Origin of the sequence: Arthrobacter globiformis (assembly GCF_030817195.1) — a bacterium.
Lineage (GTDB): Bacteria > Actinomycetota > Actinomycetes > Actinomycetales > Micrococcaceae > Arthrobacter > Arthrobacter globiformis_D.
The window spans coordinates 1,900,340-1,913,536 of sequence record NZ_JAUSYZ010000001.1 but is presented as its reverse complement, the minus strand read 5'-3'; the positions used below and the strand labels follow the sequence as shown (position 1 = coordinate 1,913,536).

General features: G+C 67.0%; 15 protein-coding genes. 8 read left to right on the top strand and 7 right to left on the bottom strand.

Translation table 11 applies throughout. The annotated features are described in order from the left end of the window. Positions 1-4 precede the first annotated feature (4 nt). Together QF036_RS08650 and pdhA are read right to left on the bottom strand one after the other, a co-directional pair. Positions 5-1,015, bottom strand: coding sequence for an alpha-ketoacid dehydrogenase subunit beta (locus tag QF036_RS08650; RefSeq protein ID WP_307100986.1), 1,011 nt, complete (start codon positions 1,013-1,015; stop codon positions 5-7). Further along, the gene (gene pdhA, locus QF036_RS08645; RefSeq protein WP_373460277.1) at positions 1,015-2,190 is read right to left on the bottom strand and encodes a pyruvate dehydrogenase (acetyl-transferring) E1 component subunit alpha; all 1,176 of its coding nucleotides are present in this window, start codon (positions 2,188-2,190) and stop codon (positions 1,015-1,017) included. The genes QF036_RS08650 and pdhA overlap by 1 nt, the downstream gene beginning before the upstream one ends. Before the next feature lie 196 nt (positions 2,191-2,386). Here pdhA and QF036_RS08640 point away from each other — a divergent pair, with 196 nt between their 5' ends. The 4 genes from QF036_RS08640 to QF036_RS08625 all read left to right on the top strand — a co-directional run bounded on the left by QF036_RS08640 (position 2,387) and on the right by QF036_RS08625 (position 4,730). Then, complete coding sequence (locus QF036_RS08640) at positions 2,387-2,860, top strand: Lrp/AsnC family transcriptional regulator (RefSeq protein WP_003805914.1); 474 nt, start codon at positions 2,387-2,389, stop codon at positions 2,858-2,860. Between the two features lie 142 nt (positions 2,861-3,002). Then, the gene (locus tag QF036_RS08635; protein ID WP_307100983.1) at positions 3,003-3,566 is read left to right on the top strand and encodes a hypothetical protein; all 564 of its coding nucleotides are present in this window, start codon (positions 3,003-3,005) and stop codon (positions 3,564-3,566) included. 126 nt (positions 3,567-3,692) lie between these two features. Further along, entirely contained in the window at positions 3,693-4,097 is a 405-nt protein-coding gene (locus QF036_RS08630) for a DUF4383 domain-containing protein (protein ID WP_307100981.1), read from the top strand. Next, on the top strand, positions 4,098-4,730 hold the full coding sequence (locus QF036_RS08625) for a hypothetical protein (protein ID WP_307100979.1): 633 nt from the start codon (positions 4,098-4,100) through the stop codon (positions 4,728-4,730). A gap of 207 nt (positions 4,731-4,937) precedes the next feature. Here the strand turns inward: QF036_RS08625 and QF036_RS08620 are convergent, their stop codons facing one another. Together QF036_RS08620 and QF036_RS08615 are read right to left on the bottom strand one after the other, a co-directional pair. Further along, a complete protein-coding gene (locus QF036_RS08620; protein WP_307105853.1) occupies positions 4,938-6,494 on the bottom strand; it encodes a solute symporter family protein in 1,557 nt (518 codons plus the stop codon). 56 nt (positions 6,495-6,550) lie between these two features. Continuing rightward, complete coding sequence (locus QF036_RS08615) at positions 6,551-6,934, bottom strand: DUF485 domain-containing protein (protein WP_307100977.1); 384 nt, start codon at positions 6,932-6,934, stop codon at positions 6,551-6,553. 165 nt (positions 6,935-7,099) lie between these two features. On the opposite strand from QF036_RS08615, the gene QF036_RS08610 reads away from it, so the two are divergent. The 4 genes from QF036_RS08610 (at position 7,100) to QF036_RS08595 (ending at position 10,913) form a co-directional block, all read left to right on the top strand. Beyond that, positions 7,100-8,296 carry a sensor histidine kinase gene (locus QF036_RS08610; RefSeq protein WP_307100973.1) on the top strand — a complete coding sequence of 399 codons (1,197 nt, stop codon included), beginning with the start codon at positions 7,100-7,102 and terminating at the stop codon, positions 8,294-8,296. A 61-nt stretch (positions 8,297-8,357) separates the two neighbouring features. After that, positions 8,358-9,077, top strand: a complete 720-nt coding sequence (locus QF036_RS08605; protein ID WP_307100972.1) for a LytR/AlgR family response regulator transcription factor — start codon at positions 8,358-8,360, stop codon at positions 9,075-9,077. Next, the gene (locus QF036_RS08600; RefSeq protein ID WP_307100970.1) at positions 9,074-9,424 is read left to right on the top strand and encodes a hypothetical protein; all 351 of its coding nucleotides are present in this window, start codon (positions 9,074-9,076) and stop codon (positions 9,422-9,424) included. Before QF036_RS08605 ends, QF036_RS08600 begins: the two co-directional genes overlap by 4 nt. Before the next feature lie 22 nt (positions 9,425-9,446). Then, complete coding sequence (locus tag QF036_RS08595; protein WP_307100968.1) at positions 9,447-10,913, top strand: sodium/solute symporter; 1,467 nt, start codon at positions 9,447-9,449, stop codon at positions 10,911-10,913. Between the two features lie 47 nt (positions 10,914-10,960). Here QF036_RS08595 and QF036_RS08590 read toward each other — a convergent pair whose 3' ends face one another. The 3 genes from QF036_RS08590 to frr form a co-directional block, all read right to left on the bottom strand. Further along, complete coding sequence (locus QF036_RS08590; RefSeq protein ID WP_373460119.1) at positions 10,961-11,548, bottom strand: DivIVA domain-containing protein; 588 nt, start codon at positions 11,546-11,548, stop codon at positions 10,961-10,963. A 118-nt stretch (positions 11,549-11,666) separates the two neighbouring features. Next, positions 11,667-12,590, bottom strand: coding sequence for a phosphatidate cytidylyltransferase (locus QF036_RS08585; protein ID WP_307100966.1), 924 nt, complete (start codon positions 12,588-12,590; stop codon positions 11,667-11,669). Beyond that, positions 12,590-13,147: a ribosome recycling factor gene (gene frr / locus QF036_RS08580; RefSeq protein ID WP_003805927.1), complete on the bottom strand. Its 558-nt coding sequence runs from the start codon at positions 13,145-13,147 to the stop codon at positions 12,590-12,592. The genes QF036_RS08585 and frr overlap by 1 nt, the downstream gene beginning before the upstream one ends. Positions 13,148-13,197 lie beyond the last annotated feature (50 nt).

The window sequence follows — 13,197 nt, the reverse complement described above, 5'->3', positions numbered from 1 at the left end:
GCGGTCATCCTTCCAGCCCGCTCAGCGAATTCGGCCGGCCCAGCGCGCGATCGACGCCGTCGAGGATCCGGTCAAGATTCGGAAGGTGGTGCATCTCCACCTTCGAATAGGGGTACGGCACATCAAACCCGGTGACGCGGACCGGTGCCGCCTCCAGATGGTAGAAGCAGCGCTCGGTGATGCTGGCCGCGACCTCTGCGCCGAGCCCGCCTGACTGCCCGGCCTCGTGGGTGATCACCAGCCTGCCCGTCTTGCGGACCGAGGCTTCAACGGTGGCGAAGTCCACGGGAGCCAGTGACCGCAGGTCAATGACCTCAACCGAGACGCCCTCGTCCGCGGCCGCCGTGGCGGCATCGCGGGCCGTCTTCACCAGTGGCCCGTAGGCCACGAGCGTGACGTCACTGCCGTCCGTCACCACGCGGGCCTGGCCCATCGGCGGGGCTGAGTTGGGATCCAGCGACTCGTCCACCTCGCCTTTGTCGTGGTAGCGGCGCTTCGGCTCAAAGAACACCACGGGGTCATCACACGAAATGGCCTGCTGGATCATGGTGTGGGCGTCCTGCGGGCTGGCCGGAGTGACCACCCGCAGGCCTGCCGTGTGGGCGAAGTAGGCCTCCGGCGACTCGGAGTGGTGCTCCGGCGACCCGATGCCGCCGCCGAACGGGATGCGGATGGTGATGGGCATTTTCACGGTGCCCCGGCTGCGGTAGTGCATCTTCGCCACCTGGGACACGATCTGGTCGAAGGCGGGATAGACGAAGCCGTCGAACTGGATTTCCACCACCGGCCGGTAGCCGCGGTAAGCCAGGCCAACCGCCGTGCCCACGATGCCCGACTCGGCCAGCGGCGTGTCCACGACGCGGTGCTTGCCGAAGTCCTTCTGCAGCCCGTCGGTCACGCGGAAGACGCCGCCCAGGGCGCCGATGTCCTCGCCCAAGAGGACCACTTTGGGATCGTTGTCGAGGGATCTGCGGAGGCCGGAGTTGATTGCCCGCGCAAAGGTCATCTGCGTCATCAGCGTGCACCTTCTTCTTGTGTTGCCGCTTCGGGATCGCCGAAGGTGGCAAGGTAACGGGAGTAGTGGTCCTGCTGGCGGTCCAGCCAGGAATTGGGGGTGCTGTAGACGTGCTTGAAGACGTCGAGAGGCTCGGGGTCCGGCATGCCAATGCAGCCTGCACGCAGTTCACGGGCGACGGCGTCTGCCTTGGTCCGCACGCCAGTTTCGAACTCCTCGGTGAACAGGCCCTTGCGGTCAAGCAGCGCGTGGACCCGCCCGATGGGATCCTTGGCTGCCCAGTCCTCTAGCTCATTGGCGTCGCGGTACCGGGTGGGATCGTCCGCCGTCGTATGCGGGCCCATCCGGTAGGTGACGGCCTCGATGAAAGTGGGACCGCCGCCCCGGCGGGCACGGTCGAGAGCAACCCGGGTGGCTGCCATAACCGCAAGCACGTCATTGCCGTCGACGCGCATGCTGGGGATGCCGAAGCCGGTCCCGCGGTCCACAAGCTGGGTGTGGGACTGGACGCGCACCGGTTCGGAGATGGCCCAGTGGTTGTTCTGGCAGAAGAACACCAGGGGCACCTGGAAGCTGGCGGCAAAGACCATGGCCTCGTTGACATCGCCCTCGCTGGTGGCGCCGTCGCCGAAGTACACAATCGCTGCGGAGTCGGCCCCGTCGTTCTGGATTCCCATGGCGTACCCGGTCGCATGCAACGTCTGCGCGCCGATGACGATCTGCGGGATGGCCATGTTGACCGTGTACGGGTCCCAGCCGCCGGACGCAGCGCCGCGCCAAACACGCAGGATGTCCGCCAGGTCCACTCCGCGGCAGTAGGCCACGCCGTTCTCGCGGTAGCTGGGAAAAATGAAGTCGTCTTCCCGCAGTGCCCGCACGGATCCCACCTGTGAGGCTTCCTGGCCCAGCAGAGGCGGCCAAAGGCCAAGTTCACCCTGGCGCTGCAGCGCGGTTGCCTCTTTGTCGATCCGCCGAATCACCACCAGGTCCTCGTAGAGCGAGCACAACTGCTCGTCTGATACGTCCTTGAGCCAGGGGTCGTACTCCGGATGGCTGACGCGTTCCCCCGCAGGGGTGATCAGCTGGACCATGCTGTGGCCTGCGCCACCCTGGTGCCCTGTGTTGTTGTTCCGGCCGGCGGCTGTTCCGCCCTGGCCCGCATCGTCTGTCACCACTGTTGCCGCAACCTTCTGACGTCGTGTAACCATCCCGCGGCAGGACTCGTGATACCGCCGCATTCCGGCCTCCCGGGCGCCTTTGCCCCGGTTAATTGTGACCATACTCACAATGTTCAGGTGGTACAACCACCACGCGGAAAACTGAGCACAATGCACTATTTGGCGGCTTCAGACCGTGCTAGCCTTGCGCATTATGCAAGCTTTGGATGGCACAGACACCCGGCTGCTCTCCGCCCTGGCACAGGACCCGCGCCGCACTGTGGTGGCCCTCGCCCAGAAGCTCGGCCTCTCCCGCAACACCGTCCAGGCGCGGATGGCCCAGCTCGAGAAGAAGCACGCCTTCCTGTCGTTCGAGCGGCGGATCAATCCGGTGTCCCTGGGCTATCCGCTGATGGCTTTCATCTCGGTGCATGTCCAGCAGCAAAAGCTCGGCTCCCTTGCCGAGGAACTGGCAGCCGTGCCGGAAATCCTTGAGGGCTATGGCCTGACCGGCTCGGCCGACCTGCTGCTGCGCGTGGTGGCGCTGGACGCCGAAGACCTCTTCCGGATCAACGGGAAGATTCTGGCCTGCGACGGCGTCGAGAGGACCGATACCGCCCTGGCCATGGGTGAACTGATACCTTTCCGGATCCAGCCATTGCTTGAGCGCAACTCAGCGGAAGCCTGACTGCGACAGCCAGCCGTAACCACGGGCAAACATCGCTGTTCCGGGCCACCGGCGCTATAGGCTATTGCACAAGAGTGACCGGGCGCCGGCTGTGCCCCCGTTAGTTGGAGCGCCGCTGGTGCGGTGCCGGAAAGGCCCACCCTTGAGCAATCCCCCGCTCCCCCCGCAGCAGCCCGGCGCACAACAGCCCGGCCCCTACCCGCCAGGTCCGCAGCAGCCCCTTGGCCGGCGGCGGCTTCCGCCTGCCCCGTTCGGCTTGCCCGGCATGCCTCCGGCCAACAACCGGAAGGGCCTCTGGATCGTCGTGGGCATTGTGGCAGGCGTGCTGCTGCTGGTGGCCGTCGGAGTGCTGCTCCTCGTGAACCTTGTGGGCGGAGCCACGCGGCAGGCCGGGGATCTCGCGGACAGCTTCACCAAGCTGGTCATCGCCGGTGACACCAACAAGGCGTACAACGACTACATGGACCCGAGCCTGAAGGAGCAGCTGTCACGGGAGGAGTTCGATTCAGGCGTTAAGAGCCTCCAACTGGATCCCTCCTGCACCACGGCTTATGACGACCTCAAAGTCAGCAACGAGGGCGACAACAACATCGCGGATATCGCCGGGCTCATCAAATGCCGGGGCAAGGACATCGAACTCGTGTACCGCTTCGCCGGCAAGGACGACCTCAAGATGGTCACCATCCGGCTCCGGCCAAAGGCCTGACTCTTATCTGACCGCCACCCATCCAAGCGCACATCGGACCCGAATTGCTTCCGAGAGTCCCGACCGGGGCTCCGAAAATCTGGCCAGGGCATCTGACCCTGCCAGCAACCGGAAGGAATTTGGGCCATGCGCAACTCACCTAACCGTCTTGTCGCCACAGTCTTCGGAGCTGTCTACCTCTTGGTGGGCCTCGTCGGCTTCGCCGTGACTTCGGGTGTCAGCTTCTTCTCCACCGAAGGCGCCAACCTGATCATCTTCGAGGTCAACCCGCTGCACAACGTGATCCACCTGGCCATCGGCGCCGCACTGCTCTACGCGGGGGTCAAGGACGTCCAGCTTGCACGCACCGTCAACACGACAGTGGGCGCGGTATACCTGCTGGTCGGTATCCTCGGGCTGTTCCTGCTCAGCTCGCCGCTCAACATCATTGCCCTCAACGGCGCGGACAACGTTCTCCACCTGGCGAGCGCCGTCCTGCTGCTCGGCGTCGGCCTGTCCCTGGACAAGGTCCCCGCCACAGCCCGTGCCTAGATGACGACCCCGCGCACAAAGATAATGACCGGCCAGGCCAACGCGGCAACCCAGGAAACCCCGGCATCGCAGGAAACGTTCCGTTCCGATGCCGTGCGGCTCTTCGCCGGCTTTGCCGGCCTCGGCGCGGCAGCGGTGAACCTCGCCGTCGCCTCCAGCCTGTTTGCGGCCGTCGGCCCTGCCCTCCCAGCGAGGGCGGCCGGCGCCGCGGCCGCCCTGCTCTGGGGCGTGGCCCTGCTGGGGTGGACGGTTGCCGGACTGAGCAGGAACCGCTTCCCGCTGCCGAGGGCCTCCGCCCTCCTGCTGCCCGCCGCTGCCACGGCGCACGTGGCGGCCATTGTTCTGGGCGCAGGGAGCGGCATGGCGGGGCTGGGCATCAGCCACCTCGCCGCCCTGCTGCTGACCCTCATGATCCTCTCGGCCACATTATGGCTCGGCCGCAGATCCCCCGGTCTTCCCCGCGGATCGGGCCAGAACGCATCGGGCCGCCTGGGCGCCGGAACGCTGCTCGCCGCCGCCTTCACCGGAGCAGTGCTGGTTGCGGCCATCACGACGCCGGGACTCGCCGCATCGACGGCAGGCCAGTTCGCAGTGCCGCACGGCGAACACGCCGGAGGGCACCACTCACCTTGAGCCGCAGGCTTACCCCCGGCGGAGCCCAGTCCCTGGCAGCCTTTCCCCCGACCGCCAGTCCGACGGCGGCAAACGCGGCAGGAGCCCCCGCGCGGTGCGCGGGGACTCCTGCCTGTTTTTTGGGCTCACTAAGTAGGGCCTAGCTAAGTAGGGCCTAGTAAGGGACGCGTTATACCCGGGGACTGAGGTTGCGCGAACCGGAAGCGGCTAGTGCTCCACCGCCTTCTCGGCGCCGATCCCGGTCAGTGACCGGACTTCCATTTCGGCCTGCTTGCCGCGGTCCTCCTGCCTCTTGTCCAGCACCGTGCCGAGCCAGCCCAGCAGGAAGGCCAGCGGGATGGACACGATGCCGGGATTGCTGAGCGGGAAGACAGCGAAGTTGGCGCCCTTGATCATGGAGGTCGCAGTGCCCGACACCACCGGGGAGAGCGCGATCAGGATGATGGCCGACGCGAGCCCGCCGTACATGCTCCACGTGGCGCCCTGCGTGGTGAACCGGCGCCAGAACAGGGAGTAGATGATGGTGGGCAGGTTGGCAGAGGCCGCCACGGCGAACGCCAGGGCCACCAGGAACGCCACGTTCTGGCCGTTGGCCAAGATTCCGCCCAGGATGGCGAGGATGCCAATCACAATCACAGTGCGGCGGGCCACCTTAACTTCCGTGTCGGCGTCGGCCTTTCCCTTCGCGATGACGTTGGCATAGATGTCATGGGCGAACGAGGCGGCGGCGGTGATCGTGAGGCCGGCCACCACGGCGAGGATCGTGGCGAAAGCCACGGCCGAGATGAAGCCCAGCAGCAGCGGGCCGCCCAGGTGGAAGGCCAGCAGCGGCGCCGCGGAGTTGACGCCGCCCGGGGCGCCCTTGATGGTGTCCGCCCCCACCAGTGCGGCGGCGCCGTAGCCGAGGACCAGGGTGAAGATGTAGAACAGCCCGATCAGCCAGATGGACCACACAACCGATTTGCGGGCTTCCTTGGCGGTGGGCACCGTGTAGAAGCGCATCAGCACGTGCGGCAGGGCGGCCGTCCCCAGCACCAGGGCAAGGCCCAGGGACATGAAGTCCAGCTTGGAGGTTTCCGTCTTTCCGTACTGCAGGCCGGGGTTGAGCACAGCCGGGTTGTTGGCCGCGTCTACCGCGCCGCCCAGCAGGCTGGAAAGGTTGAACCCGTAGATGGCCAAAACCCAGAGCGTCATGACGGCGGCACCGGCGATGAGCAGGATGGCCTTGATGATCTGCACCCAGGTGGTGCCCTTCATGCCGCCGATCAGGACGTACATGATCATCAGCGCACCGACGACGATGATCACCAGGGCCTGTCCGCCCCAGTCACTGATGCCGAGCAGGAGCGAGATCAGGCTTCCGGCGCCGGCCATCTGGGCCAGGAGGTAGAAGAAGCAGACGGCCAGCGTGGAGATGGCGGCCGCGATGCGCACCGGACGCTGTTTGAGACGGAACGAAAGGACGTCGGCCATGGTGAACTTGCCGGTGTTCCGGAGCAGTTCCGCCACCAGCAGGAGCGCCACGAGCCAGGCGACCAGGAAGCCGATGGAGTACATGAAGCCGTCGTAGCCGTTGACGGCGATGGCGCCGGTGATGCCCAGGAAGGAGGCCGCCGACAGGTAGTCGCCCGCGATGGCGGTGCCGTTCTGCGAGCCAGTGAAGGAACGGCCGGCGGCATAGTAGTCGGCCGCCGTCTTGTTGTTCCGGCTGGCCCGGAGAACGATGACCATGGTGACGGCGACGAACAGGGCGAAGATGCCCATGTTCAGCAGCGTGGTGTCTTTGAGTGCGGCGACATCAACCGCTGCGGGAATGGTGATCACTTTGCCCCTCCGCCCAATGCGCTGTTGCCGGATTTGTCATACTCGTGGCCTTCAATGCCGTGCCGGATGTCCGCGGCGATCGGATCCAGGCGCCGGTTCGAGTAGCTGACGTACCAGCCGGTGATGGCGAACGTGGTCACGAACTGCAGCAGCCCCATAATGATGCCCACGTTGATGTTGCCCCACACCTTGGTGGACATGAAGTCCACGGCGTAGGCGGCAAGGATGACGTACGCGAAGTACCAGAGCAGAAACCCGACGGCCATCGGAAACACAAAGCTGCGGTGGCGTTTGCGCAGGTCCTTGAACTGCTGCGTGGCCTGGACTTCCTCGAAGTCCACGGACGCCGCCGCGTCCTGGGTTCGGGCATCGTTACCCATCATTCCTCCTCATCGAGATTAATTTCCCACACGGCCGCACCCCACCAGCCGATGTGACTGCCATCACTGTGCGTCGCGGCAGGGATGATAAGCCAGTGGTTGCGCGCTGCGGGTCGGCCAACGGCGGCGATGCTGCGCCAAACGGCACGCGCTACGCTGGGCAGCATGCCGGATTCCCCTCTCTATTCCGCAGCCGCCGTGGCCGTCATCGCGCTCGCGGTGGCCATCATCGTCGCCGTCGGACTCAAGGTGCTGCGCTCCTTCCGGGAGCTGGGCACCGATGCCGAGCGGGCCACCTACAACACTCTCCACGCCGCCTCGAAAGCCGGCCGGCACCTGCGGACCGGGTTGAACCCCGCGGGCGCCGCCAAGGCCAGCCGCCAGCTTCGCACCCTGCTTGGCTGTGACGCGCTGGCCATCCTGGATGTGTCCGGTGTGCTGGCCTGGGACGGGACTGCGGAGGAACTGCGTCCCGGGCTGATGGGGCTCGCCGCAGATGTGCTCTCCAATGGCAGGACCCAGGTTTTCAACGCCGCCGACCTGCAGCTTCGTTCCCCCAAGTCCGGATCAGTCGCGGCCGCCGTCGTGGCTCCCGTCCGGGCCGGCTCGCGTGTGGTGGGAGCGGTTGCCGCCTTCGCCCCGCAGGCGGGGGCAGGGCTGGTGCGCGCAACCACCGAAGTGGCCGACTGGGTGGCCACGCAGGTGGAGCTGGCCGAGCTGGACGCCTCCCGGACGCTCCTGATGGAGGCGGAGGTGCGGGCCCTCCGCGCCCAGATCAGCCCGCACTTCATCTACAACTCGCTGAACGCGATCGCCTCCTTCATCAACACCGATCCAGCCCGGGCGCGGGAACTGGTGGTGGAGTTTGCGGACTTCACCCGGTACTCGTTCCGGCGGCACGGGGACTTCACCACGCTGGCCGAGGAGCTGCGCTGCATCGACAGGTACCTGCTGCTGGAGCGGGCCCGGTTCGGCGAGCGGGTGCAGGTCAGCCTGCGGATCGCGCCGGAGGTGCTGAGCACGGTGATCCCCTTCCTGAGCCTGCAGCCGCTCGTGGAGAATGCGGTCCGACACGGCCTGGAGGCGAAGGAGGGGCCGGGTCACATCACCATCTCCGCCAACGATTCGGGCGCGTTCGCCGAGGTCACCATCGAGGACGACGGCGTGGGGATGGATCCGGTTCAGCTGCAGTCCATGCTGGCCGGCCACCTGGACGGCGAGCACGTGGGCCTGCGGAACGTCGATGCCCGGCTCCGGCAGGTGTACGGCGACGAGCACGGCCTGGTGATCGAGACGGCTCCCGGCGAGGGCACACTCATCACCATGCGGGTCCCCAAGTCCCAGCCGGACCACGACGCGTGAAATTGCCGGCACCGGAGGTTCCCAGGCCCGAAGCTGTGGGCCCGAAAGATACCCTAGGACCATGATTAACGTTCTCGTCGCCGACGACGAGCTGCCCGCGGTTGAGGAGCTTGCCTTCCTCCTGGGCCGCGATGAGAGGATCGGCACCATCCTCCGCGCCTCATCCGGTGCCGAGGCCCTCCGGGTTCTCGAAGCCGAGGCGGTGGACGCCGTCTTCCTGGACATCCACATGCCGGCGGTATCCGGCCTGGACATCGCACGGGCCATATCCCGCAGCAGCCGGCCGCCCGCCGTCGTCTTCGTGACAGCGGATGAGGACTGCGCCCTGCAGGCGTTCGAGCTTGCGGCCGTGGACTACCTGCTGAAGCCGGTCCGGGCCGAGCGGCTGGCCCGCTCCGTGGGCCGGATCAGTGAACTGATCCGCGACGGCGGTGCCGCGCCGGAGATGATCACGGTGGACCAGGGCGGCACCACCAGGATGATCCGGCGCGACGACGTCACATACGTCCAGGCGCAGGGTGACTACGCCCGGCTCCACACCGCCGATGCCAGTTACCTGATCCGGGTTCCCCTTGCCGACCTGGAACAGCAGTGGGCGAACGCCGGCTTCATCCGCACCCACCGCTCCTACCTGGTGGCCCTCGCCCACGTCTCCCACCTCAAGCTCGCCGCCGGCCGCCCCAGCGTGTCTGTCGAGGACGCTGAACTGCCGATCAGCCGCCGGCACCTGCCGGCCGTCCGCGAGAAGCTTGAGGCCACCAGGATCCGGCCGCAGGCATGACGCGCGTCAGGGTCACGGCGCCCCGTTCAGCGGCGCGACCGCCGGCCGAACCGCGGGAGTCCGCCGAGGAGTCGGCCGTCGGCCAGGTGTTTGTCCGCTCGCTGATCCGCTCCCAGCTCCGGCTTGCCCTGGTGGTGGCCGGCGGCTTCCTGCTGATCCTCGGCGCCTTTCCGCTGCTGCTGGGTGCGATACCCGGACTGGCGCAGACCCGGATTGCCGGCATTCCGTTCGACTGGCTGCTGCTGGGCGCAGGGATCTACCCTGTGACCGGAATCAGCGCCTGGCTGTACATCCGCAGCGCCGCACGGAACGAAGTCCGCTACCGCGACCTCGCCGGGGACAGATGATGCGGCGGAAAGAGATGCTCCGGTGAACCCGGCAGTGGGCATCGCGGCGGTAGCGGCCGTGTCCGTGGCAACGGCTGTGATCGGCTTTTACGGGCTGCGGATCTCCCGCACCACCGGCGACTTCTATGTCGCCTCCCGAACCGTGCCGCCGTGGTGGAACGCGTCGGCAATCGGCGGGGAGTACCTGTCCGCCGCCAGCTTCCTGGGCGTGGCCGGCCTGATCCTGCTGTCCGGCACGGATGCCCTGTGGTATCCGGTGGGCTACACCGCCGGGTATCTGATGCTTCTGTTGTTCGTGGCCGCGCCGCTGCGGCGTTCCGGGGCCTACACAATCCCCGATTTCACCGAGGCCAGGCTCGATTCGCGGGCCGTGCGCCGTGTCACCAGCGTGGCTGTGGTCATTGTGGGGTGGCTCTACATCGTTCCGCAGCTGCACGGCGCTGCTCTGACGATCCGGACCACCACCGGCCTGCCGGCCTGGTCCGGTTCAACCGCCGTCGTGGTGGTGGTGTGCCTCACCGTGGTGGCCGGGGGCATGCGTTCGATCACCTTCGTCCAGGCCTTCCAGTACTGGCTGAAGCTCACGGCACTGGCCGTGCCCCTCATCTTCATCCTGCTGGTGCTGGCAGACGACGGCTCCCCGGCGCTGGCTGCAGCGGCCACGAATCCGGGCGGAGCGGGTCCGGCCAGCCCCTACCAGAGCATCTCGCTCCTCGTTGCCCTGCTGTTCGGAACGCTGGGCCTGCCGCACGTTTTGGTCCGTTTCTACACCAACCCTGACGGGCACTCGGCGCGGCGGACCACGCTGATCGTGCTGGGCCTGTTGTCCGTGTTCTACCTCTTTCCCACGGCTTACGGCCTGGCCGGCAGGCTGTTCGCCCCGGACCTGGCCAGGACGGGGCAGGCGGATGCCCTGGTGCTGCTGCTTCCGGGCCGTCTCGTTGGGGGCCCGGCCGGCGAATTGTTGTCTGCCCTCGTCGTGGCGGGGGCCTTCGCCGCGTTCCTGTCCACAACGTCGGGACTCGTCGTCTCGCTGGCCGGTGTGATCAGCCAGGACGTGCTGGGCGGCAGTGTGCGCGGCTTCAGGGTGGCGGCACTGGTCTCGATCACCGTTCCGCTGGGCCTGGCGCTCATGACGGACTCGCTGGCACTCGCCGGCAGCGTGGGCCTGGTCTTCGCCTTCACGGCGTCAACCATCTGCCCGGTCCTGCTGCTCGGCATCTGGTGGCGGGGCCTGACCGACGCCGGTGCCATCGCCGGCATGGTGACCGGCGGCCTCCTGTGTGGCGGCGCCATGGTGGCGGGGACGGTGCTCGGTGTGGCGGGAACGCCGCCGTGGCTGGCGCAGCCCGCGGCCTGGACGGTGCCGGCTGCCTTCACCGTGATGGTCCTGGCATCGCGTGCCACCAGTTCCCGGGTGCCGCGGACCATCACGCGGGTGATGACCAGGCTGCACACACCCGAGCGGCCGCTGGCCACGGAACGCTGAGCGGCCGGGCCGTCAGTGGGCTGCCAGGCCGCCGGTAGGCCAGGCCGTCAGTCGATGGCGGCCATCAGCTCGACCACCCGGTCGAGGAACGCGTCCACCTGGGTCTCCTCGTAGCCGTCCGTGCCGACGGCGGGCCGGAAGACCGCCCGGCGCACGTTGTCGACGCTGAGGGGCTTGTCCTGCTCCAGGTAACCGATCAGGTCCCGGCACAGGGTGTCCACGTCTTTGGTGTTGTAGCTGCGTGCCTTTTTCTTGGCCGGGCGGCGGAACCTCTCTCCGTCGGGCCGGTGAAGGCGGCCGCGGAGCGTCCCGGAAAGCTGTCCGATCTGCCGGAGCCAGGCGTCCTCGCCCCGTTCGGCGATGAGGTCGTCCCGTTCCCGGCGGGCAAAGGCGTCTTCAAGCCGGTCCAGCGCGGCGTCCACGGCGGTGGCCGAGTATCCGCCCTTCACGGGGTCGAAGGACACGGACCGGACGTCGGCGCTTTTGATGGGGCGGGCGGCAGCCTCGGGCGTCTCCAGTGATACGCGGGCCTGCTGGAGGAACTGGTCCACCTGCTTGGCGTTGTAGCCGTAGTCGGTCCGCGCGACGCGTCCGAACGACGCCGGAATCTGACGCTTGCTGTCCACTCTCACCATGTTTCCTTCGATACTTCTTCGGCGGGTCGTAACCGCATTATTCTAGGGCGTTGCGGAGGGCCGGATGCCAGAGCCCCTGCCGGAAAACCCTGCCCGGAAAACCCAGGCCGGTGACTACTCAGGTCCCGGAGAACAGGACGAACAGCATGAAGGCCACCGGCGAGGCGAACACGATTGAGTCCAGCCGGTCCATCACCCCGCCGTGTCCTGGCAGGATGCTGCTCATGTCCTTGACGCCGAGTTCGCGTTTGACCATCGATTCGGCGAGGTCGCCGGCGGTGGCGGAAGCGACCATGCCGATTGCCAGCACAACACCCACCCACCAGGGCTTGTCCAGCAGGAAGATGCTGGCCAGGATACCAACGAGCATGGCGCCCGCGATGGATCCGGCGAAACCTTCCCAGGACTTCTTCGGGCTGATCTTTGGCGCCATGGGGTGCTTACCCAACCGGGCGCCCACGAGGTAGCCGAACGTGTCATTGGAAACCACCAGGAGCAGCAGGATGACAATCTGCCACGCACCCTCCGGGACGGTTCCGCCGGGCCACGGTCCCACCGGGGAGGCGCCGCCTTGGACGTGCAGCGGCAGCGCGGCGAAGCTGATCAGGAAGGGCACCCAGGCGAGGGTGAACACCCCGGCGAAAATGCTGCGGGCCGAACCCGTTGCACTTTCCACCGACCGCCAGAGCAGCACCGCCACGCTGCTGGCAAGCATCGCGAACAGCAGGCTTTCCAGACCACCGAAGTAGGCCGAGAAGGGCATCGCCACCGTGCCCACCATGACCGGCACAATGGGCAGGCGTGTGCCGTTCGCTTCGAGCGCGCGGAAGATCTCCCACACGCCGAAGGCTGCAAAGGTGGTGACGACGGCGACAAAGCCGAGCGGCAGGAAGAGCAGCCCGCCGAGCACCGCAAGGAGCATGGCCAGGCCCACGGCGATAGCCGCCGGCAGGTTGCGCCCCGCCCCAGGGGTGGGGTTGGGCCTTGGCTGGCGGGTCCGGGTTCGGGCCCGCGCACCGGGGGCCTGCTGTGCCTGGCCCATCAGACCTCGAGCAGCTCAGCTTCCTTGCGCTTGAGGAGCTCGTCGATGCCGTCGACGTGCTGCTTGGTGATCACGTCGAGTTCCTTTTCGCCACGGGCGCCCTCGTCCTCGCCGGCCTCGCCGTCCTTGACGAGTCGGTCCAGGGTTTCCTTGGCCTTGCGCCGGATGTTGCGGATGGACACCTTGGCGTCCTCGCCCTTGGACTTGACGATCTTGACGTATTCCTTGCGGCGTTCCTTCGTCAGCTCCGGGATGGTGATGCGGATGACGTTGCCGTCGTTGGACGGGTTGGCGCCGACCTCGGAATCGCTCAGCGCACGCTCGATGTCGCGCAGGGCGGTCTTGTCGTAGGGCGTGATGAGGATGGTGCGGGCGTCGGGAACCGCGAAGGACGCCAGCTGCTGCAGCGGGGTGGGGGTTCCGTAGTACTCCACCATGACCTTGTTGTACAGGCCGGGGGTGGCGCGGCCGGTGCGGATCGAGGCGAAGTCTTCCTTGGCTACCTCAACAGCCTTGTCCATCTTGTCCCCGGCTTCGAGCAAGGTTTCTTCGATCACGATCTCTCCTCAGAAATTGGTTCCCGGCCAACCGGGCATTTCATAATCCT